Origin of the sequence: Streptomyces sp. NPDC015532 (assembly GCF_043078065.1) — a bacterium.
Classification (GTDB): domain Bacteria; phylum Actinomycetota; class Actinomycetes; order Streptomycetales; family Streptomycetaceae; genus Streptomyces.
The window spans coordinates 23,472-48,834 of sequence record NZ_JBIBSY010000014.1 but is presented as its reverse complement, the minus strand read 5'-3'; the positions used below and the strand labels follow the sequence as shown (position 1 = coordinate 48,834).

General features: G+C 71.6%; 22 protein-coding genes. 15 read left to right on the top strand and 7 right to left on the bottom strand.

The annotated features are described in order from the left end of the window. Positions 1-157 precede the first annotated feature (157 nt). Positions 158-976, top strand: a complete 819-nt coding sequence (locus tag ACF07B_RS32360) for a winged-helix domain-containing protein (protein WP_392181596.1) — start codon at positions 158-160, stop codon at positions 974-976. Positions 977-999: 23 nt separating this feature from the next. Continuing rightward, positions 1,000-2,022 (top strand): LacI family DNA-binding transcriptional regulator, encoded by a 1,023-nt coding sequence (locus tag ACF07B_RS32355; protein ID WP_329300444.1) that lies wholly within the window; start codon positions 1,000-1,002, stop codon positions 2,020-2,022. A gap of 127 nt (positions 2,023-2,149) precedes the next feature. On the opposite strand, the gene ACF07B_RS32350 is transcribed toward ACF07B_RS32355, so the two are convergent. Then, on the bottom strand, positions 2,150-3,907 hold the full coding sequence (locus tag ACF07B_RS32350; protein WP_392181595.1) for a trypsin-like serine protease: 1,758 nt from the start codon (positions 3,905-3,907) through the stop codon (positions 2,150-2,152). Positions 3,908-4,374: 467 nt separating this feature from the next. On the opposite strand from ACF07B_RS32350, the gene ACF07B_RS32345 reads away from it, so the two are divergent. The 4 genes from ACF07B_RS32345 (at position 4,375) to ACF07B_RS32330 (ending at position 8,033) form a co-directional block, all read left to right on the top strand. After that, positions 4,375-5,598: a S1C family serine protease gene (locus tag ACF07B_RS32345; RefSeq protein ID WP_392181594.1), complete on the top strand. Its 1,224-nt coding sequence runs from the start codon at positions 4,375-4,377 to the stop codon at positions 5,596-5,598. A 14-nt stretch (positions 5,599-5,612) separates the two neighbouring features. Beyond that, positions 5,613-5,792 (top strand): hypothetical protein, encoded by a 180-nt coding sequence (locus tag ACF07B_RS32340; protein WP_392181593.1) that lies wholly within the window; start codon positions 5,613-5,615, stop codon positions 5,790-5,792. Positions 5,793-5,871: 79 nt separating this feature from the next. Next, on the top strand, positions 5,872-6,603 hold the full coding sequence (locus ACF07B_RS32335) for a response regulator transcription factor (RefSeq protein ID WP_362401162.1): 732 nt from the start codon (positions 5,872-5,874) through the stop codon (positions 6,601-6,603). Beyond that, a complete protein-coding gene (locus ACF07B_RS32330; protein ID WP_392181592.1) occupies positions 6,603-8,033 on the top strand; it encodes an ATP-binding protein in 1,431 nt (476 codons plus the stop codon). Before ACF07B_RS32335 ends, ACF07B_RS32330 begins: the two co-directional genes overlap by 1 nt. Positions 8,034-8,158: 125 nt before the next feature. Here the strand turns inward: ACF07B_RS32330 and ACF07B_RS32325 are convergent, their stop codons facing one another. Further along, positions 8,159-9,955 (bottom strand): bifunctional metallophosphatase/5'-nucleotidase, encoded by a 1,797-nt coding sequence (locus tag ACF07B_RS32325; RefSeq protein ID WP_392181591.1) that lies wholly within the window; start codon positions 9,953-9,955, stop codon positions 8,159-8,161. A 432-nt stretch (positions 9,956-10,387) separates the two neighbouring features. On the opposite strand from ACF07B_RS32325, the gene mshD reads away from it, so the two are divergent. Continuing rightward, a complete protein-coding gene (mshD, locus tag ACF07B_RS32320; RefSeq protein WP_392181590.1) occupies positions 10,388-11,314 on the top strand; it encodes a mycothiol synthase in 927 nt (308 codons plus the stop codon). A 125-nt stretch (positions 11,315-11,439) separates the two neighbouring features. Here the strand turns inward: mshD and ACF07B_RS32315 are convergent, their stop codons facing one another. From ACF07B_RS32315 to ACF07B_RS32295, 5 genes are all read right to left on the bottom strand, one after another. Continuing rightward, positions 11,440-12,081 carry an ABC transporter gene (locus ACF07B_RS32315; RefSeq protein ID WP_392181589.1) on the bottom strand — a complete coding sequence of 214 codons (642 nt, stop codon included), beginning with the start codon at positions 12,079-12,081 and terminating at the stop codon, positions 11,440-11,442. A gap of 194 nt (positions 12,082-12,275) precedes the next feature. After that, a complete protein-coding gene (locus ACF07B_RS32310) occupies positions 12,276-13,847 on the bottom strand; it encodes an ABC transporter permease (RefSeq protein WP_392181588.1) in 1,572 nt (523 codons plus the stop codon). Beyond that, positions 13,844-14,704 carry an ABC transporter ATP-binding protein gene (locus tag ACF07B_RS32305; RefSeq protein WP_392181587.1) on the bottom strand — a complete coding sequence of 287 codons (861 nt, stop codon included), beginning with the start codon at positions 14,702-14,704 and terminating at the stop codon, positions 13,844-13,846. The genes ACF07B_RS32310 and ACF07B_RS32305 overlap by 4 nt, the downstream gene beginning before the upstream one ends. Then, complete coding sequence (locus tag ACF07B_RS32300; RefSeq protein ID WP_392181586.1) at positions 14,701-15,609, bottom strand: zf-HC2 domain-containing protein; 909 nt, start codon at positions 15,607-15,609, stop codon at positions 14,701-14,703. Before ACF07B_RS32300 ends, ACF07B_RS32305 begins: the two co-directional genes overlap by 4 nt. Further along, the gene (locus ACF07B_RS32295) at positions 15,606-16,148 is read right to left on the bottom strand and encodes an RNA polymerase sigma factor (RefSeq protein WP_392181585.1); all 543 of its coding nucleotides are present in this window, start codon (positions 16,146-16,148) and stop codon (positions 15,606-15,608) included. Before ACF07B_RS32295 ends, ACF07B_RS32300 begins: the two co-directional genes overlap by 4 nt. 305 nt (positions 16,149-16,453) lie before the next feature. Here ACF07B_RS32295 and ACF07B_RS32290 point away from each other — a divergent pair, with 305 nt between their 5' ends. The 8 genes from ACF07B_RS32290 to pstS all read left to right on the top strand — a co-directional run bounded on the left by ACF07B_RS32290 (position 16,454) and on the right by pstS (position 25,324). Next, positions 16,454-16,840 (top strand): GntR family transcriptional regulator, encoded by a 387-nt coding sequence (locus ACF07B_RS32290; protein WP_362401331.1) that lies wholly within the window; start codon positions 16,454-16,456, stop codon positions 16,838-16,840. After that, positions 16,837-17,760, top strand: a complete 924-nt coding sequence (locus tag ACF07B_RS32285) for an ABC transporter ATP-binding protein (RefSeq protein WP_392181584.1) — start codon at positions 16,837-16,839, stop codon at positions 17,758-17,760. Before ACF07B_RS32290 ends, ACF07B_RS32285 begins: the two co-directional genes overlap by 4 nt. Further along, positions 17,757-18,707: a hypothetical protein gene (locus ACF07B_RS32280; RefSeq protein ID WP_392181583.1), complete on the top strand. Its 951-nt coding sequence runs from the start codon at positions 17,757-17,759 to the stop codon at positions 18,705-18,707. The genes ACF07B_RS32285 and ACF07B_RS32280 overlap by 4 nt, the downstream gene beginning before the upstream one ends. Continuing rightward, on the top strand, positions 18,704-19,729 hold the full coding sequence (locus ACF07B_RS32275) for a hypothetical protein (RefSeq protein ID WP_392181582.1): 1,026 nt from the start codon (positions 18,704-18,706) through the stop codon (positions 19,727-19,729). The genes ACF07B_RS32280 and ACF07B_RS32275 overlap by 4 nt, the downstream gene beginning before the upstream one ends. A 313-nt stretch (positions 19,730-20,042) precedes the next feature. Next, positions 20,043-22,274: an RNA degradosome polyphosphate kinase gene (locus ACF07B_RS32270; protein WP_369482923.1), complete on the top strand. Its 2,232-nt coding sequence runs from the start codon at positions 20,043-20,045 to the stop codon at positions 22,272-22,274. Then, on the top strand, positions 22,255-23,313 hold the full coding sequence (locus ACF07B_RS32265) for a CHAD domain-containing protein (protein WP_384233768.1): 1,059 nt from the start codon (positions 22,255-22,257) through the stop codon (positions 23,311-23,313). The genes ACF07B_RS32270 and ACF07B_RS32265 overlap by 20 nt, the downstream gene beginning before the upstream one ends. A gap of 10 nt (positions 23,314-23,323) precedes the next feature. Next, on the top strand, positions 23,324-23,737 hold the full coding sequence (locus ACF07B_RS32260) for an NUDIX hydrolase (RefSeq protein WP_369482924.1): 414 nt from the start codon (positions 23,324-23,326) through the stop codon (positions 23,735-23,737). 456 nt (positions 23,738-24,193) lie between these two features. Beyond that, the gene (gene pstS / locus ACF07B_RS32255; protein ID WP_392181581.1) at positions 24,194-25,324 is read left to right on the top strand and encodes a phosphate ABC transporter substrate-binding protein PstS; all 1,131 of its coding nucleotides are present in this window, start codon (positions 24,194-24,196) and stop codon (positions 25,322-25,324) included. The last annotated feature ends 39 nt before the right edge of the window (positions 25,325-25,363 follow it).

Genomic DNA, 25,363 nt, shown 5'->3' with positions numbered 1-25,363 from the left:
TGTACGGGCCGCGAAGGCACAGCGGATCCTTGAGGGTTCGGGAGCCGCAAGTACCGAGCAGTGCCGCAAACGTCCTCGCAGGGACCGAGGAGGAACCAGACGTTATGGGCGAGCGAACCGTGCACGAAGGCAGGACGACCCGGGTGGGTGAGGCTCGATGAGCTCTCTTCTGCTCCTGACCAACGCCCTTCAGCCGTCGACGGAGGTGCTTCCCGCTCTCGGCCTGCTGCTGCACAACGTGCGCGTGGCGCCGGCCGAAGGCCCGGCTCTCGTCGACACCCCCGGTGCCGACGTCATCCTGATCGACGGACGCCGTGACCTCCCGCAGGTGCGCAGCCTGTGCCAGCTGCTGCGCTCCACGGGACCCGGCTGTCCACTCGTCCTCGTCGTGACCGAGGGCGGCCTCGCGGCCGTCACGGCCGACTGGGGCATCGACGACGTCCTCCTCGACACGGCGGGCCCCGCCGAGGTCGAGGCGCGCCTGCGGCTCGCGATGGGCCGCCAGCAGATCGTCAACGACGACTCCCCGATGGAGATCCGCAACGGCGACCTCTCCGTCGACGAGGCGACCTACAGCGCCAAGCTCAAGGGCCGGGTCCTCGACCTGACCTTCAAGGAGTTCGAGCTCCTGAAGTACCTCGCGCAGCACCCGGGCCGCGTCTTCACCCGCGCCCAGCTCCTCCAGGAGGTCTGGGGCTACGACTACTTCGGCGGTACGCGGACGGTCGACGTCCACGTACGGCGCCTGCGCGCGAAGCTCGGGCCCGAGCACGAGTCACTGATCGGAACGGTCCGGAACGTCGGTTACCGATTCGTTACCCCGGAGAAGGTGGAGCGCGCCGCGGACGGTGCGAAGGCCAAGGCCGCCCAGCCAAAGCCGGAGGATGCGGACGAGACGGCGCACACGGACGCCACCGCCCCGGCGCAGGCCGCGGTGGAGCCCCAGGAAGCCGCCGTACGCCCTGCCCAGAGGTAGGTCCATCCGCGTAGACTCCGCGCGTGGCCAAGGTGACTAGGGATGATGTAGCGCGACTGGCGGGTACGTCCACCGCCGTCGTCAGCTATGTCATCAACAACGGACCCCGGCCGGTCGCCCCGGCCACGCGCGAGCGCGTTCTCGCCGCGATCAAGGAGCTGGGGTACCGGCCCGACCGGGTCGCCCAGGCCATGGCCTCGCGGAAGACCGAGCTCATAGGACTGATCGTGCCGGACGCGCGCCAGCCCTTCTTCGGGGAGATGGCGCACGCCGTCGAACAGGCCGCCGCCGAGCGCGGAAAAATGGTCCTGGTCGGCAACTCCGACTACATCGCCGAGCGCGAGGTCCACTATCTGCGCGCCTTCCTCGGCATGCGGGTCTCCGGACTGATCCTCGTCAGCCACGCGCTGAACGACCACGCGGCCGCCGAGATCGACGCGTGGGACGCCCGTGTGGTGCTCCTGCACGAACGTCCCGAGGCGATCGACGACGTGGCCGTCGTCACCGACGACATAGGGGGCGCCCAGCTCGCCACCCGGCACCTTCTGGAGCACGGGTACGAGTACGTGGCCTGTCTCGGCGGCACGGCCGAGACGCCCGCCGTCGGCGACCCCGTCTCCGACCACGTCGAGGGCTGGCGGCGCGCCATGCAGGAGGCCGGCAAGCCGACCGAGGGGCGCCTCTTCGAGGCCCCGTACAACCGGTACGACGCCTACAAGGTCGGACTCGAACTGCTCGCCGGGCCGCACCGGCCGCCGGCCATCTTCTGCTCCACGGACGACCAGGCCATCGGGGTGCTGCGCGCCGCGCGCGAGCTGCGCATCGACGTGCCGGGGCAGCTCGCGGTCGCCGGGTTCGACGACGTCAAGGAAGCGGGCCTGACCGACCCTCCTCTGACAACGATCGCATCGGACCGGCCGGCGATGGCCCGCGCGGCCGTGGACCTCGTACTGGACGACGGGCTGCGGGTGCCCGGCTCCCGCCGCGAGCGGTTGAAGCTGTTCCCCTCGCGGCTGGTGGTACGCCAGTCCTGCGGCTGCGCGTAGGCCCTCCGGGGCGGCCCGGCGCCCCGCGCACCGCACGCGCGGACACCACACACGGACGACGGCGGAGATCCCCGCGCCCCTGAGGGGACGCGGGGATCTCCGTGTGCCGTGACGGGCCCGGCGGGACCTAGAACAGCAGGTTGTACTGGTTGAAGCCGGTGCCGAGGCTCTTGCGGGTGCCGAAGAGGCCGCTGGAGGCCTTGCCGGTGCCCGGGTAGAGCCAGAGCGTGCCGCCCGAGTCGCGGGCGATGACGTCCGCGATCCCGTCACCGGTCACATCGCCGTTGGCCACGTACGCGGTGAAGTTCCAGCCCGTACGGGCCTGGATGCGCGCGGCGAACGGGGTCTTCTCGACCTGCGTGCCGCGGTAGAGGTACAGGACGCCCGAACTGTTGCGGACCAGCAGGTCGGCGCGGCCGTCGCCGGACAGGTCGCCGTGACCGAAGATCCTGACGTTCTTCCACGCCTTGTCGACGATCTTGACGCGGCCGTAGAACTGGCCGGTGCCCTTGCCCGGGTAGAGGTAGACCGAGCCGTCCGCGTCCACCGCGACCAGGTCGGGGCGGGAGTCACCGGTCAGGTCGCCGGGGACGGCGTACGACTTGTAACCGCCCCACACCGAGCTGATCTGCATCCACTCGAAATCGCCCGAGTCGTGGTTCAGGTAGCTGCGGTAGAGCTTGCCGTCGCCCTTGTCCCGCATGATCAGGTCCTGGTAGAAGTCCCGGTCCAGATCGGCCTGGAGGACCCAGCTCGCGTTCTGCCAGCCGTTGCCCTGGTAGGCGCGGGTGGCGAGGGAGGTGCCCTTGCTGTCCTGCTCGAACAGACCGCCGGAGGGCGTGCGCTCCAGCAGGTCGGCCCGGCCGTCGAACGTCAGGTCGGCGTCGTCGATGCGGGGCTGTGCGGCCCAGGTGTACGAGGACACCTTGGTGAACACCGGGTAGGCGCCCTTGGCGGTGCAGCCGGAGACACCCCACGACACGATGCCGACGATCTTGCCGCCGGACATCACCGGGCCGCCGGAGTCACCGTTGCACGGGCTCTTGGTGCCCTCGTCGGCACCGGTCGCCGGGGTGCCCGCGCAGAACATCGAGCCCTCGACGAAGTCGTCCTCGCCGAGGACGGTGTTCATCGCGCTGTTGCAGGTCGAGTCCGACACCAGCGGCAGGGTGACCTTGCGCAGGTTCGCCGACAGGTCGGCGTCCGCGGCGCCCGAGGTCAGCCCCCAGCCGTAGACGGTGGCGGAGTTGCCGGCCTTGTACGCGGCGCTGTCGCCCGCGGCCACCAGCTTCGCCCACTGATTCTCCAGCGGGCGGTCCAGGGTGAGGACGGCGACGTCGTTCTGAAGGGTCGAGCTGGTGAAGTGCGGGTGGCTCCACTGGCGGTGGACGCCCGCGACGGTGCCGTTGGCGCTGTCCAGCAGACCGGTGGCACCGGCGACGACCGCGCCGTTGTCCGCCCAGTCCAGACCGGCGACGCAGTGGGCCGCGGTCAGGACCTTGTTCGGGGCGACGAGGGTGCCGCCGCAGAACGAGCCGGTCCCCGCCGTGCTGTCGTAGTAGGAGAGCTGGACCATCCACGGCGCGGAGGAGATCGTCGTCTCGCTGCCGCCGATGATGAACGGCGTCTTCTCGGGAGCCGTTCCGGGCGTCGCCCGGGTCCTGGCGGCCTCGACGACGCGGTGGCGCAGCTCCTTGTCGGAGGCGGTCGGCGCGGGCGCCGCGGTGGACCGGGCGACGCTCGCGTCGGGCAGTCCGGCCGGGTTGCCGGCCGCGGTGGCGGGCTGAGCCGCGAGGGCGCCGGCGCAGGTCAGCGCCAGCGCGAGAGCGGCCGTCGGCAACGCCGTGGCGGGGCGTCTCCAGCGGTCGCGCAGGGCAGGTACCACTCAGGACTCCTGGTGTGGGTGCGTGTGCGTTCTCGTCAGAGGCCCGAGAAGGGCGTACGACGCACCGGCCCGACCGTCGACGGCAATCGCTTGCATCGACATCGGGCGTAACCGCGGAGCCCCCCTCCGGCCCGGGAATCGTAGGCCTCACCGATGACGGGTCACACGGCCCTCACAGCGGTCGGAAGAGTGTTCGTCCCCGGCGTTCCGGGACATCACCCGAGCGCCACCCGCCGTTCGCCGGAAGCGAGGCGGGACCACCCACGGTGCACGGCCGGATACGCGGCGAAGCGCGCCGGAACCCCGGCGCGGGCACAGGGCCAGGGGTCACAGGCGACCCTCACGGTGTCCACAGGCGTCTCACGGGAGGCTCTCGGAAAGCGTCTTTATATCGGGCATACGAGGTTCTGTCGGGCTTCTCAGGGGGCACTCAGGGAGCTCTCATGATCGGGGGACAGTCTTTTTTCATGACCGAGAGCTTCCGCCGTAGCGGCGAGTACCCCCAGGGCGACCACCACGGGTCCGCGTACCCGGAGCAGCAGTCGCACCCCTCCTCCCCCGTGAACCCCGAGTGGCCGCCGCCCCCGGCGTACGACCCCGCCGCGCCCGTCCGCGTCGAGCCGGGCACCACCGTGTGGCCGGGCTCCGGTACCGGCGGCAGCGGCGGGCACGGCGGCCATGGCCACGACCCGTACGCCGGCCACCCCGGGTCCGACCCCGCCGGCACCACCGCCGTGTTCGCCACGGTCGGCTCCGGCCCCGCCGAGCCCCCCGCGCACGCGAACGCGACCGCCAAGCGGCGCGCCAAGGGTCCGTTCGCCCTGCTCGCCGCCGTGGCGATCGTCGCGGCGGCGATCGGCGGCGGTACCGCGTACGCCTTCCAGGAGCTGACCGGCAACGACACCGTCGCCACCTCCAGCACCACCAGCGCCAACGTGGTGCCCACCAGCCAGCGCGGCACGGTCTCCGGCGTCGCCAAGGCGGTCAGCCCGAGCATCGTCGAGATCAGCGCGACGTCGAGCGCGGGCTCGTCCACCGGCTCGGGCGTGATCATCACGACCGGAGGCGAGATCGTCACCAACAACCACGTCGTCTCGGGCGCCTCCGAGATCAAGGTCCAGCTGAACGACGGCACGTCGTACGCCGCGAAGGTCGTCGGCACCGACAGCAAGAAGGACCTCGCGCTGATCAAGCTGGACAACGCGCCGTCCGGTCTGAGGCCCGCGACGCTCGGCAACTCCGACGGCGTCCAGGTCGGCGACCAGGTCGTCGCGATCGGCTCCCCCGAGGGCCTGACCGGCACCGTCACCAGCGGCATCGTCTCCGCCCTCGACCGGGACGTGACCGTCTCCACCGACGAGAGCCAGGGCCAGCAGCAACAGCAGGAGGGCGGCAACGGCCAGTGGCCGTTCGAGTTCGGCGGCCGGCAGTTCAACGGCGACACCGGCTCCTCCACGACGACGTACAAGGCCCTCCAGACCGACGCCTCGCTCAACCCGGGCAACTCCGGCGGCGCCCTCATCGACATGAACGGCAACATCGTCGGGATCAACTCCGCGATGTACTCGGCCGCTTCGGACTCCTCGTCGTCCTCGTCGAGCGCGGGCAGCGTCGGCCTCGGCTTCGCCATCCCGATCAACACCGTCAAGTCCGACCTGGCCACGCTGCGGGCCGGCGGCTCCGACAGCTGACCCCGGAGGTCGTCATGATGATCAAGCGTGTCCAGCACACCGCGACGGCCGCGGACCCGGCCGGACTCGGCCTCGCCCTCGCGGTCGCCCGCGAACTGAACCCGCCCGTCCGGCGCGCCCCCGAACTGGCCCCCGCCGTGTCCCGGCCCGCCCAGCGCCGCGCCTCCGGCCGCCGCCGTACCGTACGAAGCTGATCCATTCCGGGACAGCCAGGAACGTGCGAGGCTGAAAACACCGGATCACACCCCATCCCACCCGAGGAACCCGACGCCCATGAGCTCCGCCGAAGGCGACCGTGACACCCAGCGCATCCTGATCGTCGACGACGAGCCGGCCGTGCGCGACGCACTCAAGCGCAGCCTCGCCTTCGAGGGGTACGACACCGAGGTCGCCGTCGACGGCGCGGACGCCCTGGAGAAGGCGACGGCCTACCAGCCCGACCTGGTCGTCCTCGACATCCAGATGCCCCGCATGGACGGCCTCACCGCGGCCCGCCGGATGCGTGGCGCGGGCACCACCACGCCCATCCTCATGCTCACGGCCCGGGACACGGTCGGCGACCGGGTCACCGGGCTGGACGCCGGGGCGGACGACTATCTCGTCAAGCCCTTCGAGCTCGACGAACTCTTCGCCCGCATCCGCGCGTTGCTGCGGCGCAGCTCGTACGCGGCCTCCGCGGGCGCGGTGGACGAGGACGACGCGCTGACCTTCGGCGACCTGCGCATGGACCTCTCGACGCGCGAGGTCACCCGGGCGGGGCGCCCGGTGGAGCTGACCCGCACCGAGTTCACCCTGCTGGAGATGTTCCTGGCCCACCCGCGCCAGGTCCTGACCCGCGAACAGATCCTGAAGGCCGTCTGGGGCTTCGACTTCGAGCCGTCGTCGAACTCCCTCGACGTCTACGTCATGTACCTGCGCCGCAAGACGGAGGCGGGCGGCGAACCGCGCCTGGTCCACACGGTGCGGGGCGTGGGGTATGTGCTGCGGTCCGGTGGCGCGGAGTGATGCCCAGATTCAGAACCCTGCCCCTGCGCTCCCGCCTGGCCCTGCTGGTGGCGGCGGCGGTGGCCTTCGGCGTGGCGACGGTTTCGGTCACCTGCTGGTTCATCGTGCAGGGGAAGCTGTACGAGCAGGTCGACAACGATCTGCAGAGGGGCATGAGAGGCCCGCCGGATGCGATCCTCAACGCCCTCAACTACTGCTCCGTGACCCCGGGCACCACTGATTCCCCCTTCCGGAACAACTACGTCCAGGTGGTCAAGGAGAACGGGACCGCCTGCCTCGTCAACAACTCCGTCGGCAAGGTCAAGGTGACCCAGTCCGACAGGACGGCGATCAAGAACGGCGAAGTCAACAAGTCCTACTTCCGTGACGGCACCGACGAAGACGGCAACGCGGTGCGTGTGATGCTTCGGCCGCTGAACACCTCCACCGCCGACGGACAGCCCGGCCCCAACGTGGGCCTCATGATCGCCACCTCGCTGAAGAGCACCCAGTCCACCCTGAACGACCTCGCGCTGGTCCTGCTTCTCGTCTCCGGCATCGGAGTGGTGGGCGCCGGGGCCGCCGGGCTCTGGGTCGCCCGGGCCGGGCTTCGGCCGGTGGACAAGCTCACGGACGCCGTGGAGCACGTCGCCCGCACCGAGGACCTCACCATCCGCATCCCCGTGGACGAGGAGAGCGACGACGAGATCGCCCGCCTCTCCCGTTCCTTCAACTCGATGACCGCCTCCCTCGCGAGCTCACGCGAGGTGCAGCAGCAGCTCATCGCCGACGCCGGGCACGAGCTGCGGACGCCGCTCACCTCCCTGCGGACGAACATCGAACTCCTCACCCGCAGCGAGGAGATCGGCCGCCCGATCCCCCCTGCGGACCGCAAGGCGCTGCTCGCCTCGGTGACGGCGCAGATGACCGAGCTGGCGGCGCTGATCGGCGACCTTCAGACGCTGTCGCGTTCGGACGCGGGACACCCGGCCGACCGCGTGGAGGTCGTGGCGCTCCAGGACATCGTGGAAGCGGCCCTGCGCAGGGCCCGGCTGCGCGGCCCGGAGCTGACGATCACCGCCGACCTTCAGCCCTGGTTCGTCCGGGCGGAGCCCTCCGCCCTGGAGCGGGCGATCGTGAACATCCTCGACAACGCGGTGAAGTTCAGCCCCGCGGGCGGAACGATCGACATCCGGCTGAAGGACGGCGAGCTGACCGTGCGCGACCACGGCCCCGGCATCCCCGGCGACGAACTCCCGCACGTCTTCGACCGCTTCTGGCGTTCCCCGGACGCGCGGGCCCTCCCCGGTTCGGGCCTCGGCCTGTCCATCGTGGCCCGCACGGTCCAGCAGTGCGGCGGCGAGGTGACGCTGAGTCCCGCGGAGGGCGGCGGCACGATCGCGGCCGTACGGCTTCCGGGGGCACAGACGGCCCCGCCCGACACGCCCTGACCCCCTCTCCGGCGCGAGCGAGCCCCCACCCGGCAGCGGGTGGGGGCTCGCTCGTCATCGGCCGGCGCCCGGACCGGACCGCTCCGGCCCGGCGGACCGAGTGCCGGACCGGTCGGCGGTTCCGGCTACTTCACGATCGTGATCCGGTCCGCCGCGGGGACCGGGTACGGCGTCGCGGCCGAGGAGTTGGCCGTCAGGTAGGCCCCCAGGGCCGCCAGGTCGTCGCCGCCGACACGGACGTTGCCGCCCTTGCCGAGCTCGGCGAAGCCGTCGCCGCCGCCCGCGAGGAAGGAGTTCATCGCGACGCGGTAGGTGGCGGCCGGGTCGATCGCCGTGCCGTCGAGCTTGACCGAGTCGGCGACGACACGCGCCGCGCCGGTCTTGGTCAGGTCGAGGGTGTAGGTGAGGCCCTTGGAGATCTGGAGGATCTTCGGGGAGGCCTCGTTGGCGCCGCTGACCTGCTGCTGAAGCGCGGTGATCACCTGGGCGCCGGTGAGGTCGACCAGGTTGACGGTGTTGGCGAACGGCTGGACCGTGTACGCCTCTCCGTAGGTCACCACACCGTCGCCCTCGGCGCCGCTCGCCGGGAAGGTGAGTCCGGCGCGGATGCCGCCCGGGTTCATCACCGCGAGGTCGGCCTCCGGGTCGACGGACTTGGCGTACGCGAGCTGCGCGTCGGCGATCAGGTCGCCGAGCGGGGACTCGGTGCCGGTGTTGCCGATGTCGCCCGCGATGTAGCCGAGGGGACGCGAGGCGACCGGATCGGCGAGGGCCTTCCACTTGGTGACCAGCGTCGTCATGTCGGTGGCCTTCGCGACATCACGGGTGACCACGTGGTTCGCGGACTTCACCGCCGTACGGGCGATGTCGCCGCTCCAGCGGTCGTACGTCAGGGTCGTGTCCGTGTACAGCCGGCCGAAGGAGGAGGCCGAGGTGACCATGCGGGGCCGGCCCGCCGGGTCGGGGATGGTGCACGCGTACGCCTGGTGGGTGTGGCCGGTGATCAGCGCGTCCACGGCCGGCGTGACGTTCTTGGCGATGTCGACGATCGGCCCGGAGATGCCGTCCCCGGCACCGGGGCTGTCGCAGTCGTAGTTGTACGCCGTCGACGCGGGCGCCCCGCCCTCGTGGATCAGCGCGACGATCGACTTCACGCCCTGGCGCTGGAGCTCCTTGGCGTACTTGTTGATCGTCTCGACCTCGTCGCCGAACTTGAGGCCCTTGACGCCCTCGGCGGACACGATGTTCGGCGTGCCCTCCAGCGTGACGCCGATGAAGCCGACCTTGACGCCGTTCTTCTTCCACACCCAGTAGGGCTTGAGGATCGGCTTCCCGCTCTTCTCGTCGGTCACGTTCGCCGCGAGGTAGGGGAAGTCGGCGCCGGTGAACTTCTTGCCGCCGTAACAGCCGTCCGTCGGGTGGCAGCCGCCCTTCTGAAGCCGGGCCAGTTCCTTGGCACCCTCGTCGAACTCGTGGTTGCCGACCGAAGTGACGTCGAGGTCGAGGCCGTTGAGCGCCTCGATCGTCGGCTCGTCGTGGAAGAGGCCGGAGATCAGCGGGGAGGCGCCGACCATGTCGCCGGCGGCCGCCGTGATCGAGTACGGGTTGCCCTTGCGGGCGTTGCGCAGATGCGTGGCCAGGTATTCGACACCACCCGCGTCGACGGTCTTCGTCGTGCCGTCCGCCTGGAGTTCCGTGACCCGGCCCGAGGAGCCGGTCGGCGGCTCCAGATTGCCGTGCAGGTCGTTGAAGGACAGCAGCTGGACGTCCTGGTAGCGGCCGCTGCCGTGGTGGTGCGACGGTGTCGCCTTGTCCTGGTGCGCGCTCGCCGGGACCGCGGCGGCCAGCGCCCCGACGGTGGCGAGACCGGCGGCGGCCGCGAGGAGTCGATGCGTGCGTCTGTACCGGATCGTGGGCGGCATGGTTCCCCCTGGAGAACGGTGAAGGCCGAAACGGTGTGCCGTGCGTGAGCCGAGCGGGTGGTGCGGGTGGCGCGTGCCACGGGTGCTGTGCGCTCCGTGTGCCGGCTGGTGAACAGCCGTCGCTTTGCACGCACTTTAGGATCAACGCGCGTAGCGCGGAAGGGGTTCAGGGGTTAAAGACTCGTTGCCATCACCACACCGAAAGCCGACAACCGCGTCACCGCAGCTCGTCGGGGGCACGCCCTCGACCCCCTCCCTCGACCCCCGGCCGCGACTCCCTGCTTCGGCCTTCTGCCGCGATCCGCCGAGGCCCGCTCCGGTCTCCTCGGCCACGGCGCCTCCGCCGTTCCCTGCTCCTCCCTCCCCGCCACGATCCGTGTCCGCGTCGCCCAACTCCTTGTCCCCCCATCGCCGAGCCGTACCCTCGTATCCATGACCAGCGACGACGCGGCACCCTTCGCCCTCTCCCGCTCCATCGAGGCCCACTCCGTGCTCTCCCCGGAGCAGGCCGAGGACGTACTCCGGCTGCTCTCGGACGCCGCCCGGGCGGATGGGCAGCAGGCCGTGTCCGAGCAGGGTCGGCTTCAGCTGAGGGGCGGAAGCCGTGAGGGCGTCCGGCATCTGCTGCTGACCGTCGGCGACGAACTGATCGGCTACGCACAGCTGGAGGACACCGACCCGGTCGAGGCTCCGGCCGCCGAACTGGTCGTCCACCCGGCGCACCGGGGGCACGGGCACGGACGGGCGCTCGGCTCCGCGATGCTCAACGAGTCCGGCAAGCGGCTGCGGGTGTGGGCGCACGGCGGGCACTCCGCCGCCCGGCATCTCGCCCAGGTCCTGGGCCTCACCCTCTTCCGCGAACTGCGCCAGATGCGGCGCCCGTTGGAGAACCTTGACCTGCCCGAGCCGAAGCTGCCGGAGGGCGTGACCGTCCGGACCTTCGTGCCGGGCCAGGACGATTCCGCCTGGCTCGCCGTGAACGCGGCCGCCTTCGCCCACCACCCCGAGCAGGGCTCCCTCACCCAGCGCGACCTGGACGACCGGATCGCCGAACCGTGGTTCGACCCGGCCGGATTCTTCCTCGCCTTCCGCGGCGACGAACTCGTCGGCTTCCACTGGACCAAGGTCCACGCAGAGGAGGGGCTGGGTGAGGTGTACGTCCTCGGTGTACGCCCCGGTGCCCAGGGCGGCGGACTCGGCAAGGCACTGACCACGATCGGACTGCGCCACCTCGCCGCGCAGGCCCTGCCCACCGCGATGCTCTACGTCGACGCCGACAACAAGGCGGCGGTCACCGTCTACGAGCGTCTCGGCTTCATCACCCACGAGACGGACCTGATGTACCGAACGGAGTCCTGAGCCCTCGCTCCGCGAGCCCGTTCCCGGGGCCGAAGGCGGAGGCCCAAGGCAGAGGCCCAAGGCAGAGGCCGAAGGCGCAGGCCGAAGGCGCAGGCCGAAGTCAACGGCCGAGGGCGGAGGCCGAGTCAGCGGTGGGCGAGGGCGATTGCCCGGCGCCGCCGCAGGGGTTCGGCCACACAGCGGGCTCCCACCAGCACCGCCACGACCAGGACGCCCGCCCATCGTCGGTGCGCGTCGTCCCAGTGCGGGTCGGACGAGCTGACGAACAGCTCCCAGCGCTGGGGAAGCAGCAGAGCTGCGGCGAAGAACGCGCCCACGAGTCCGGCGGATATCGCGAGCCCCGGTTCGGTGGCCGTCGAGTACCGCACGGCGATGAGCGCGGAGGCCAGCGCGAGGGTCATGACGGCGGCCGCTTCGAGGGTGATCGCGCCCAACGGGGGCCGGCCCCTGGCCGGTATGAGGAACAGCGCGGCCGTCCAGCACACCGCCATGAACGGCACGCCGAGCCCCAGCCGCAGCCCGGTCCGCACCGGGCGTCTGGCCGGCGCCGTGGCCGTGGTATGCCGGGCGGGATCGTCGAGCAGGAACGCCAGCCCCAGGGCGAACGCGAGGGCGGAGGCCCGCAACAGGGTCAGACACAGCCAGGGATCCGGTGGACCGGAGGCCGTCCGGGAAGCGCCGGCCAGCAGCAGCCCGAGGACGCCTCCTGTCACCAGGGCCTGTCGGGGCAGGCCGCGCCACACGGGGCGGAGCAGGGCGCGCGCCATGACGTGTGCGGGAGGAGGCCCGGCGGCTTCCGCGGGGCCCCTCCCACGGGGTCCGGCGGCTTCCGCGGGCCGACCGGCGGAACCCCCACCCACCGACCTGGCCGACCCGACCGATCCGACCGTCCCCACCGATCCGGCCGACCCTGCCGATCCGGCCGTCTCTTTCATCTCCCCCGCCTCCCCTGTCTCGCCCGCTACTCCCCGCACGAGCCACTCCCCGAGTCCGCCGCGGTCCCCTTGCCTCCGGCCGGTACGCCGAGCAGTTCGGCCACCCGCGCCGTGGTCGTCTTCGCGGACGTCAGTTCCGTCCAGTGCGCCTTCACCTTCGCGGCGACGCTGTAGTGCGGCTTCTGGAGCAGTTCGCGCACCACGGTGGTCTGCCGAGCGGACATGGACAGGGAGGTCGTGGGGGCGATCGCGACCGCGGAGCCCTCGACGCTGTCGTCGAGCCGGACATCGCGGAGGGACTTCATCGGGTCCGGCTGTGTGCTCAGGGCGAGCCACATCGTGGTCACCACGCGGGCGTCGCACATGCTGTCGACGGCGTCCTCGGTGCCCGCGACCAGGACCGAGGCGACACCGACCGCGAACTCGGGAAGGCGGTTGCCGCCCCAGTGCGTGCCCACGGTCACCGTTCCCGGCCTGGTGGACGGGGTGATCGCGGCATCGCTCTGAAGGCCGTAGCGGGCGTCGATCCTCTGGCGCACGGTCAGCCGCTCGCCTCTGGCCGACCCTCCCGCCCGGGACTGGATGCGGTCGACGGCCTGGGCCCAGTCGGCGGTGCGGCCGGTCCACTCCGGGAAGGCGCAGTACGTGGACCGTCCGTGCCGCACACAGGTCTGCTCCTTCTGCGGGCTGACGGACGCCTTGGTGCGGGCGGCGATCAGCGAGGCGGGCTCGCCCGGGGACTGCCCGGCCACACCGACGGCCGTCGCGGCGAGGGACAGAGCGGTCACGGACGTGATCAGCCTCGTGCGGCCGCCGCTCACCAGCACGGCGACGCAGAGCAGCAGGACCACCAGGCCCGTGAGATAGAGCGCGTGCCAGGCGGCCGGGCGGCCCAGCAGTTCGGAGGGGAAGGGGTCGGCCCCCTCTTCCACGACGACCGGTCCGAGCCAGCTCACCCAGTGCTTTCCCTGGGTGGCCGCGGAGACCAGGCTGGTGAGGACGAACGCGCCGATCACGAAGGGCGGGGCGACGAACCCGACCGGTATCACCCGGGCGAGCAGGACACCGAGGACACCGGCCAGCAGGACCAGCAGCGGGCCCACGACCAGTTCGGCGGGTGAGCCGTGGCCGACGGCGCCCGGCTTCAGCGCCGCCCAGGTGTACTGGAAGCCGACGACGAGCGCCGTGATCGCGCCGAGCGGCAGGACGGACAGCGCGTGCGCCACCGTACGCCGCCACCGCTCCATGGGCAGGACGTCGAAGTGCTGGTCGGTGGACTGCCGCCGGGACCGCAGCACCGCGCGGTTGACGCAGACGAACACGGCGACGGCCAGCAGCATGGGTGTCGGCTGGGTGGCCCTGTCGGCGTCCTGGAGGACCGGGAAGTCGTCCATGCCGTCGCCCCCGATGAACAACCTCCAGCCGGCATAGCCGACATACAGGAGGAGGAAGAACAGGACCGGGATCTGGAGCAGCAGTTCGCGTGCTTCGAAGCGGGCGAGGGCCAGGACCGCGGCCGACCGGGACTCCCTGCCCCGGGCAGGCGGCTCCACCCCCGTGGGAGCAGCCTGCGTGATCGTGTCCGTGGGGGCGCTCATGCCGCCACCTCCGCGGCCTTGGCGTCGAGCGTGAGCAAGTAGCCGTCCTCCAGCGTCGGTTCGAGGAGGTCGGCGCCCTCGGGCGGATCGCCGACATTGCGGAAGGCGCCCGTGCCTGTGCGCCATCCGGCTCGGGCCGACGGATCGCGTTCCGTGCTGCTCCACACCCGGCCGGCCGCTCGTTCGGTCAGCTCCGCGGGGGTGCCCTCGAAGCGGATGCGGCCGGCGTCCATGACGATCACACGGTGGCAGAGCATCGCGACGTCCTCGGTCTGGTGGGTGGAGAGCAGGACGGTTCGGCCCTCGCCCGCCTGGGCGATCAGTTCCCGGAAGCGCATGCGCTGTTCGGGGTCGAGGCCGACCGTCGGTTCGTCGAGGACGAGGAAAGCGGGGTCGCCGACCAGGGCGGCGGCCAGCGCGACCCGTTGGCGCATGCCGCCGGACAGCCGCTTGATGCGCTTGCCCCGCACATCGGACAGGCCGACGCGGTCCAGGACGCGGCGCACCTCGCGGTGCCGGGCGATCCGGTCGGTCAGTTCCTTGAGGATCGCCACGTAGTCGACGAACTCGAAGGCGGAGAAGTCCTGGTGGAACCCGGGTGTCTGCGGGAGGTAGCCCAGCGCGCGCCGCACGTCCAGGCGTCCGGCGGTGGTGCCCGGGTCGTGGCCGAGGACCGTGAAGGAGCCCCGGTCGGCGGGCACGGCGGTGGCCAGTACCCGCAACAGGGTGGTCTTTCCGGCGCCGTTGGGCCCGAGGAGGCCGGTGACTCCTTCTGCGAGGCGGACGGAGACGTCGTCGAGCGCGAGCGTCCCGCCGAAGCGGAGTGTCAGCCCGGAGGCGGAGACGGTGGGGATCATGCTGCGTTCCTGTCGAAGTCGGTGAACGGGAGGCGCGACGCGTCGAACCGGTCCCGCGCGAGATAGAGGAGTGCGGCGGCCAGAGCCGCGACGGCTCCGGAGACGCCCTGCCCGGCCGCGGTGAACGGGGCGAGCGTGGTGTCGGACTCCGCGGTCGCCTGAGCCACGGCCAGCAGGCCGACCCAGCCGCCACCGACCAGGGAGGGGGCGAGGACGGGACCGAGCCGGGCGGTGAGCGCGAGTCCGGTCGCGGTGAGGGCGAGGGCGGGCAGCAGCCAGGTCAGGGCGTGCAGTCCGTAGGAGGGGAGGGCGAGGGTCGCGAGCCCGCTGAGTCCCAGGCACACGGTCAGCACCGCGACCGTGCGGATCATCAGCAGCCGGAAGCCGTGCAGGGGTGAGACCACGGCCATCTCGTACGTCGGGTCGATCCCCGGGCCGTAGGACACCGCGACCCCGGCGAGCGGGAGCAGCGGCGCGAGGGCCAGGAAGAGGGTGGGCGTGGCCCCGGCCCGCGCCGCGTCGGCCGCGACCACGGTCATGGCCAGGAGGGCGCCGATCGCGCCCAGCCAGGAGCGGCGCAGGGCGGGGGAGGCGGTCAGCAGCCGTGCCGTGTGGTCGGCGACGCCGAGCCGGATGAGCAGCCACTCGACGGGGCCCGGCCGCGGGGCGTCGAGTTCGGCGTCGAGCCGCTCCCACCCGGTGTCCAGGGCGACCGGGTCGCTGACCGCGGCCAGTGTCTCCCGGCAGCGCGCGCACGCGGCGAGGTGGGTGTCGGCGGACCACAGGCGGGGCGCTGTCAACTCGCCCTGGACGTAGGCCCGAAGGTCCTCCTCCGGTACGTGCCAGGCCGTGCGGCTGTGACCGTTCATCTCGTCGCCATCGCTTCCGTGACGGTCGTCGCTCATGCCAACGCCTCCCGCAACTGCTTGCGCGCACGCAGTGCCCGCGTCTTGACCGTGCCCGGCGGAATGCCGAGCAGGACGGCCGCTTCCCTGGTGGTGAGTCCGTCGATCACCGTGGCCTGGAGCACCGCCCGGAGTTCGGGCGAGAGTCTGGTCAGCGCTCCCGCCAGGTCGCCGTGTTCGACGCCTGCCAGCACGCGTTCCTCCGCCGAGGCCTCGTCGCGATGCCGCAGCCGGGACAGCGCGTTGCGGAGCCGGCCGCGCGCGCCGTCGCCGCGCATCGTGTCGACCAGGCGCCGTGAGCCGATGCGCCACAGCCAGCCGGCCGGGTCGCCCTCCTCGCGGTAGCGGGCGGTGCCGCGCCAGACGGCGAGGAAGGTCTCCTGGACGATGTCGTCGACGATCCCGGCGTCGGCGCACCGGCCGCGCAGCCTCGCGGTCAGCCAGGGCGCGTACCGCCGGTACAACTCCTCGAAGGCGCGACGGTCCCCGTCCGCCGCGATGGCACGCAGCAGCTCTCCGTCGCTTCTCGTTTCCCTCACATCCCCTCATCGGACGAGCCCCGCCGATCGGTTCACACATCGGCCGGAAATTTCCGAAGGCCCCGCACACCCACCGGACAGCCCGATCCGCCACAGGATCCATCACGGGATCCATCACAGCGCTGACCAGCGGATTCACCGCCGGATTCACCATCGGGTCCACGGCCGGTCCACCGCCGGATCCACCACCCCGGCAACACCCGGGCGACTCCGGAGCAACACCCTCCGCTCGTCCGGGACTTGACCTCGACCCCTACCTTGCACCACCCTTTCACTACTCAATTAGTGAAAGGGTGGTTGTCCGAGTGGTCGCGTACCGCATCGACCGGCGCAGCGGCGTCGCCACCTACGTCCAGATCGTCCAGCAGACGAAGCAGGCGCTGCGCCTCGGTCTCCTCGAACCGGGCGACAAGCTCCCCACGGCCCGCGAGGTCGTGGAAGCCACCGCCATCAATCCGAACACCGTCCTGAAGGCGTACCGCGAACTGGAGCGCGAGGGGCTGGTCGAGGCCAGGCGCGGTCTCGGCACCTTCGTCCGCAAGACCCTCGGCGCCGCCCCGGCGGACTCGCCCCTGCGCGAGGAGCTCGACGCCTGGGCCCGAAGCGCCCACGCCGCCGGCCTCGACCACGAGGACGTGGCGGCGCTCTTCGCCTCCGTACTGGACGCACATTTCCCGAAGGGGGACCAGTGAGTTCCACCAGCACCACCCGATCCACCGTCGCCGTCGAGGCGCACGGCCTCACCGTGCGCCACGGCCGGCGCTCCGCCGCGGCCCTGGACGACTGCTCCTTCCGCCTCCCGGCCGGGCGGGTCAGCGCCCTCGTCGGCCCCAACGGCGCGGGCAAGTCGACGCTGCTGGCGACCGTGGCCGGGCTGCTGCGCCCCGCCGCCGGCACTCTCACCGTGCTCGGCGGCGGCCCGGCCGAGGCCCGCGAGAGCGTCGCCTACCTGGCCCAGGACAAGCCCCTGCACCCCCAGCTCACGATCGCCGAGACCCTGCGCCTGGGCGCCGAGCTCAACCCGGCCCGCTGGGACGCCGCGCACGCCGCCGCGATCGTGGAACAGGGCTCGCTCGACCCCGGCACCAAGGTCCGGAAGCTGTCCGGCGGCCAGCGGACCCGCGTGGCGCTCGCCCTCGCGCTGGGCAAGAGGCCCGACCTGATGCTGCTGGACGAACCGATGGCCGACCTGGACCCGCTGGCCCGCCACGAACTGCTGGGCACCCTGATGGCCGACGCGGCCGAACACGGGACCACGGTGCTGATGTCCTCGCACATCGTCACCGAGCTGGCCGACGCCTGCGATCACCTGCTGCTCCTGGGAGGAGGACGCATCCGGCTCGGCGGCGGCCTGGACGACCTGCTCATGGCGCACACCCTGGTGACCGGCCGCGGCACCCCCGCCGACCTCTCCCCGCATCTCGTCGTCGAGTCCCGCGCCGCCGGCCGCGGTCTCACGGCCCTGATACGCAACGACGGGCCGGTGGACGAGCACTGGGAGGCCGAACGCCCCTCGGTGGAGGAACTGGTCCTCGCCCATCTGCGCTCCCCGCAAGCCCCCGCGCTGATCACCCCCGGCACGACCGCGTCCCCCGTGGCGGTGACCCGATGAGCGCCGCCACCACGACGGCTCCCCCGCGCCGCGCCCTGCCCGCCCCGCGCGGCCTGGTCTGGACGGTTCTGCGGCTGCACCGCACCGCTCTGTGGGTCTGGACCGGCTTCGTCGCGCTCACCGCCGGGCTGCTGCTGTGGCTGTACGGCCCCGGCGCCGGCCACACGCAGCATCTGCTCGACACGTTCGGATACGCGGGTGTGCAGGAGGACGCCTGGACCGTCGGATTCACGGGCACCCTCTCGGGCACCTACAACGACCTCTTCCAGGACCCGGCCTCCCTGCTGAACATCGCCTCGTTGGCTGTCGCCGTCTTCGCGGCCGGCACGCTGACCGCCCGCGAACTGGAGAGCGGCACCGCGCGGCTGGCCTGGACCCAGTCCGTCACCCCGGCCCGCTGGCTCGCCGCCAAACTGGCGGTGCCCGCGCTGTTCATCACCGCGGGAACGGGGCTGCTGGTCGTGCTGTACAGAATGCTGTGGTCCGCCCACAGCAATCTCCTGCTGGCCGGCATCAGGCCGCGCGCCCTGTACTTCTCCATCGGCCCGGCCACCGTCGCCGCCCCGCTCCTCGCTCTCGCCCTCGGCGCCCTCGCCGGTCTCGCGCTGCGCCGCACCCTGCCGGCCCTCGCCGTCGCGGGCATCGCTCAGTACTCGGTCAACGCGTTCCGTGCCAACTCATGGCCTTTCCAGGGCAGTTACCAGCAGCCCGAACTGTCCGTCCGGAGCCGGGCGATCACCTCCACGGGCGCGGAGATCCCCGACCCGGGCTGCTACGACAGCCACGCCTGCCTCGCGCGGCACGACGTCGTCCGCTTCACCCGCGAGTACCTCCCCTCCCCCGACTACTGGCCCCGCCAGCTCCTGGAGACCGGCGTCCTGCTGGCCGCCGCCGCGATCCTGGTCGCCGCCGCCTTCGCCGTCCTGCGGAAGAGGTCGACCTCATGAGCACCCTGACCGGGCAACGCCCGTCCGGCCCGGCCCCGCACCGCCCGTCGGCCCTGACCCGGTACGGCCGCCCGACCGGCCTCACCTGGACCGTGCTGCGCCTGCACCGCACGGCCCTGTACGTCTGGGGCGCCGCCCTGCTCACCGTCGTGGCGGCCCTGGTCTGGATGCACGCCATCGGCCCCGACGCCCGCGCGGCCACCGGCGGCTGCGACGCGGCGGACCCGTTCCCGATGGACTGCGGAATCATCCAGGAGACCGAGGCGCACAAGATCTACGCCAACGGTCTGGCCCTGGTCTCCGCCTGTGTCACGTATCTGATGTACGCGGTCGCGGTCTGGGCTGGTGCCGCGCTGACCGGCCGCGAGCTGGAGAGCGGCACGGCGCGGCTGGCGTGGACCCAGTCCGTCACCCCGGCGCGCTGGCTCGCCACCCGGCTCGCCGTCCCCGCGGTCCTGCTGACGGCGGGCACCACCCTGGCGGTTCTGCTCGGCGACTGGGCACGCCGTGCCGGGAACCAGGAACTGTTCGGCGGCTGGTTCGACACGAACGTCTTCATCTCCTCGGGGCCGGCGGCCGTCGCGTACGCCCTCGCGGGCCTCGCCCTCGGCGCGCTCGCCGGCCTGGCCCTGCGCAGGGCCCTGCCCGCCGCGGCGGCCGCCCTCGCGGCGGCATACGTCCTGCACGAGGTGCTGGACAGGTTCCGGATGAGCCTGTGGCCCGCGGAGACGGCCACCGGACTGTCCGCGCTCCGGCTCCCGAACGGCACCCTGGTCCTGGAACACGGTGCCGTCACCGGCGACGGCGAGCGGCTGAGCACCAGCATGGCCTGCGTCGGAACCGACAGCGCCGCCGCCCTCGAAAGGTGTGTGAAGGGGTCGGGGCTGACCGATTTCTGGACGACCTACCAGCCGGAGTCCCATTTCTGGCCTCTCCAGTTCGTGGAGAGCGGCCTGCTGCTGGCCGTCACGGGACTCGCGGCCGCCGCTGCCTTCGCCCTGCTGCGCCGCCGCCACGCGTAGGCGGTGACACCGGCGCACCCTCGGTCGAAGCGGGTGGATATGTACACGGCTCCCGGACGTGCGGACGTCCGGGAGTCTCCCCCAGATATCCCGCACGTCATGTCGCCGTAACCATCGATTCAGGTGACCTTGCGACGCTCAAGGAATGCAGCCCGCCGTGCCCGAGCCTTCTCCCCCGCCGGAGAACGAGTCCTCACCGCCCACGGGGAGTGAGCGCCCGCCAGCCATGCGGAACGGAAAGCTCCGCATCAACGCACTGGTACCCGCCCTCTCCGACGCGCCGGTCTCGCCTCCGGCACGGAAGAATGGGTCCATGAACCAGCGAAGCGCCCAGGCACCCGTGCAGCACCCGCAGCCTTCCGTCGGCTCCATCGCCGCCCACCGCCCGCACACCGTGGCGGCGAACGTGTCCGACCTGGAGCCCGACCTCGACGCCGACCTCGACGAGTACGAGGACCTGGAGCAGGACGGGATCATGCTGCCGCAAGGCCGCTTCCTGGACCGCGAGCGCAGCTGGCTCGCCTTCAACGAGCGCGTTCTGGAGCTCGCGGAGGACCCGAACACGCCGCTTCTGGAGCGCGCCAACTTCCTGGCGATCTTCGCCAGCAACCTGGACGAGTTCTTCATGGTCCGGGTGGCCGGCCTCAAGCGCCGCATCGCCACCGGTGTCGCCACCAAGTCCGCGTCGGGCCTCCAGCCCCGCGAGGTCCTGGAGATGATCTGGGCCCGCTCGCGCGAACTCATGGCCCGGCACGCCGCCTGCTACCAGGAGGACGTCGCCCCCGCGCTCGCGGAGGAGGGCGTCCACCTGGTCCGCTGGAGCGAGCTGACCGAGAAGGAGCAGGCCCGCCTGTTCACTCTCTTCCGCCACCAGATCTTCCCGGTCCTGACCCCGCTGGCGGTCGACCCCGCGCACCCCTTCCCGTACATCTCGGGGCTGTCCCTGAACCTCGCCGTCGTCGTACGGAACCCGGTCAGCGGCCACCGCCACTTCGCGCGGGTCAAGGTCCCGCCCCTGCTCTCCCGCTTCCTGGAGGCCTCCCCGAACCGCTACGTCCCCATCGAGGACGTGATCGCGGCCCACCTGGAGGAGCTGTTCCCGGGTATGGAGGTGTTGGAGCACCACACCTTCCGGCTCACCCGGAACGAGGACCTGGAGGTCGAGGAGGACGACGCCGAGAACCTCCTCCAGGCCCTGGAGAAGGAGCTCATGCGGCGCCGCTTCGGCCCGCCGGTGCGCCTGGAGGTCGAGGAGTCCATCGACCGCTACGTCCTCGATCTCCTCGTACGCGAACTGAAGATCTCCGAGGCCGAGGTGTACCCGCTGCCGGGTCCCCTGGACCTCACCGGCCTCTTCGGCATCGGATCCCTGGACCGGCCCGAGCTGAAGTACCCCAAGTTCATCGCGGGCACCCACCGCGACCTCGCCGAGGTCGAGTCGGCGTCGCCGCCCGACATCTTCGCCGCGCTGCGCGAGCGCGACGTCCTGCTGCACCACCCGTACGACTCCTTCTCCACCTCGGTGCAGGCCTTCCTGGAACAGGCCGCGGCCGACCCGGACGTGCTCGCCATCAAGCAGACCCTGTACCGCACCTCCGGCGACTCGCCGATCGTGGACGCGCTGATAGACGCGGCCGAGTCCGGCAAGCAGGTCCTCGTCCTGGTCGAGATCAAGGCCCGCTTCGACGAGCAGGCGAACATCAAGTGGGCCCGCAAGCTCGAAGAGTCCGGCTGCCACGTGGTGTACGGCCTCGTCGGCCTCAAGACCCACTGCAAGCTCTCGCTCGTCGTCCGGCAGGAGGGCGAGACCCTTCGCCGCTACTCCCACGTCGGCACCGGCAACTACCACCCGAAGACCGCCCGGCTGTACGAGGACCTCGGACTGCTCACCGCCGACCCCCAGGTCGGCGCGGACCTCTCCGACCTCTTCAACCGGCTCTCGGGCTACTCGCGCCGCGAGACCTACCGCCGTCTGCTCGTCGCACCCAAGTCGCTGCGCGACGGCCTGATCGCGCGGATCAACAAGGAAGTGCAGCACCACAAGGCCGGGCGTCCCGCCTTCGTCCGCATCAAGGTCAACTCGATGGTGGACGAGGCACTCATCGACTCGCTGTACCGCGCTTCCCAGGCCGGCGTGCCGGTCGACGTGTGGGTGCGCGGGATATGCGCCGTCCGACCCGGCGTCGCGGACCTGTCCGAGAACATACGGGTGCGCTCCGTCCTCGGCCGCTTCCTGGAGCACTCCCGGGTCTTCACCTTCGGCAACGGAGGCGAACCCGAGGTGTGGATCGGCAGCGCCGACATGATGCACCGCAACCTCGACCGACGGATCGAGGCCCTGGTCAGGGTCACCGACCCGGCTCACCGAGCGGCCCTCAACCGGCTGCTGGAGACCGGCATGTCCGACACCACGGCCTCCTGGCACCTCGGCCCCGACGGCGAGTGGATCCGCCACGCGACCGACGCGGAGGGACAGCCCCTGCGGAACGTCCAGGAGATGCTCATAGACGCCCGGAGGCGCCGGCGTGGCACAGCAGCACCTTGATCCCCCCACCGGCTCCGTGACCGGGGCGGCCGCCCTCGACGAGGGAGACACCCCGATCGGTGACGCCCTGGCGGGCTATCTGCGGGCCCAGGCCACGGAATTCCTCCGCTCGCTGCGCCAGCACCGGGAGACCGGTGGCGCGGCGGGCGGAGCAGGGGAGTCCGGCGACGCGGCGCGCTCCCTGCGGCACTCCGCCCGCCGCATCAGCGGCAGCCTGCACACCTTCCGGCCGCTCCTCGACGCGGACTGGTCCGAGGGGATGCGCCCCGAACTGGCCTGGCTCTCGGGCACCCTGGCCCGCGAACACGCCTATGCCGCGCGCCTGGAGCGGCTGATCGGCGCGCTGAACCGGCTGTCCGGCACGGCCGCCCTGCCCGGCCAGTCCGGGCGGACCCCCGCCGCGGCCCCCAAGACCGGCCGTCTCACCGTCGGAGCCGCGAAGGCGGGCGCGCTCCTGGACCGCCAGCTCACGCTCGCCCGCACCCGCGCCCACTCGGCGGCCCTCCAGGCGCTCGGTTCCTCCCGCTTCCACGCCGTCGCCGACAGCGTCGCCGTACTGGCCAGCGAGGTTCCGCTGGCCCCGGCCGCGGACACCACCGATCTGCGGCCGCTGGCCGCCGCGGCCCAGGACCGGCTGGCCGACGCCGTCGGCGCGCTGCCGCTGGTCGTCGCGGGCCGCCCCTACAACGCCGAAGCCCTGGTGCACGGCCTCGCCGTCGACACCGCTCCCCAGTCCCAGGACGCGCCCTGGCACCAGGTCCGGCTGCTGCTGCGGCTGCACCGCTACGCCGGTGAGGTGCTGCACCGGGGGGAGTGCCCCGTCGACGTACGCCTGCTCGGCGCGGGCAAGGCGCTCAACCGGCACCGGGACGCGGCGGAGGCGGCCTCCGCGGCGGCCGCGGCGGCACGCACCCCGCGCATCGCGCCGGCGACGGCGTACGCGCTCGGTGTGCTGCACGCCGACCAGCGGCACGAGGTGGAGGCGGCCCGGTTCGCCTTCCAGCAGGCTTGGCAGAAGGAAGCCGTACGCATCCCCTGAGGGAGGCCCCATGGCCGACGACACCATTCACGCGGCGGGCTGCGTCCTGTGGCGCCGCTCCCCGGTCGACTCCGCGCTGGAGATCTGCCTCGTCCACCGGCCCAAGTACGACGACTGGTCGCACCCGAAGGGCAAGCTGAAACGCGGCGAGGGGTTCCTGACCGGCGCGCTGCGCGAGGTCGAGGAGGAGACGGGCTACGGCGCCGTCCCCGGCGCCGTGCTTCCCACACTCCGCTATCTCGTCGCCGGCCGCCCCAAAGAGGTCCGTTACTGGGGCGCCGAGGCGGCCGACGGCCGCTTCGCCCCGAACGACGAGGTCGACCGCCTGCTCTGGCTCTCCCCCACCGCCGCACGCCACCGCCTCACCCAGCCACGCGACCGCGATCTGGTCGACGCGCTGCTGGACGCGCTGCGTCCGGCCTGACGTGTTCCCCTGTATATGAGGGCGCCTCTCCCGGCATCCGGCGCGGCGCCCCGGCGTACGCGGAAACGAGCCTGGGGAGCCGACGGCGGGCACGCACCGTAGTGAGCGGGCCCTTCGCTGTTGCTCATGAGGAAATCGGGGCGAATGAGCTATGACGGGAACACGGGCACCGTCCGTCGCGTCCACCCCCGTTCGATTACCTGGAGTTTCCCTTCCGGCCCCCTCGGCCGGGACACGGTCGTGTCCTCGACGTGAGCGTTCCGTGACCTCACCGCACCGCCGTCAGGGGTTCACCCTGCGTTCACTTACGGCCTTCGGCGCCTTCACCTGATCTGCCTAATTTCGGCCTTACGCGGTGCGAAGGACGCCTCAGGGCGAACCCCTTCACCTCGCTACGGAACGCAGTTCACATCGCACGCCGCCACCTGACGGCGGCTCCTGGAAGGAACTCCCGAAGTGAAGCTTCAGCGCATGAACCGGCGGGCCCTCACCCTCGGTGCTCTCGCCGTCTCCGGCGCCCTGGCCCTCACGGCGTGCGGTTCTGACGACACCGGCGACACCAGCGGTGGCGGCAGCTCGGCCTCGGCCAGCAACAACAGCGCCATCAAGTGTGACGACGCCAAGGGTCAGCTGCAGGCCTCCGGCTCCTCCGCGCAGAAGAACGCGATCGACGCCTGGGTGACGACCTTCAGGGCCGCCTGCAAGGACGTGCAGATCAACTACAACCCGACCGGTTCGGGCGCCGGCGTCACCACGTTCATCCAGGGCCAGACCGCGTTCGCCGGTTCGGACTCGCCGCTGAAGCCCGAAGAGGCCACGGCCGCCAAGAAGACCTGTGGCGGCAACGCCGCGGTCGACCTGCCCATGGTCGGCGGCCCCATCGCGATCGGCTACAACCTCGACGGCGTCGACAACCTCGTCCTGGACGCCTCCACGATCGCCAAGATCTTCGACGGCAAGATCTCGAAGTGGAACGACGAGGCCATCCAGAAGCTGAACCCCGACGCGAAGCTCCCCTCCACCAAGATCCAGGCCTTCCACCGCTCGGACGAGTCCGGCACCACGGACAACTTCACCAAGTACCTGAAGGCCGTCGCCCCGTCCGACTGGAGCTACTCCGGCGGCAAGGCGTGGCAGGCGAAGGGCGGCCAGTCCGCGCAGGGCTCCGCCGGCCTCGCCCAGCAGGTGAACCAGACCCCCGGCGCGATCTCCTACTTCGAGCTCTCCTACGCCACCGGCAGCATCAAGTCCGTCGCCCTCAAGACGGACGCCGCCACCCCGGCCAAGGCCACCGTCGAGAACGCCACCAAGGCCATCTCCTCCGCCAAGGTCGTCGGCACGGGCAGCGACCTGGCCCTGGAGATGAACTACAAGCCGACCGCCGACGGCGCCTACCCGCTCACGCTGGTCACCTACGAGATCGTCTGCGAGAAGGGCAACAAGGCCGACACCCTGGCCGCCACCAAGTCCTTCCTCACCTACATCGCGAGCGAGGACGGTCAGAAGCAGCTGACCGCCGCCCAGTACGCCCCGATCCCCGACGAGATCATCACCAAGGTTCGTTCCACCATCTCGAACCTGAGCTGACCCGAGTGTGCGGCCCGCCTCGCCGAGGCGGGCCGCACC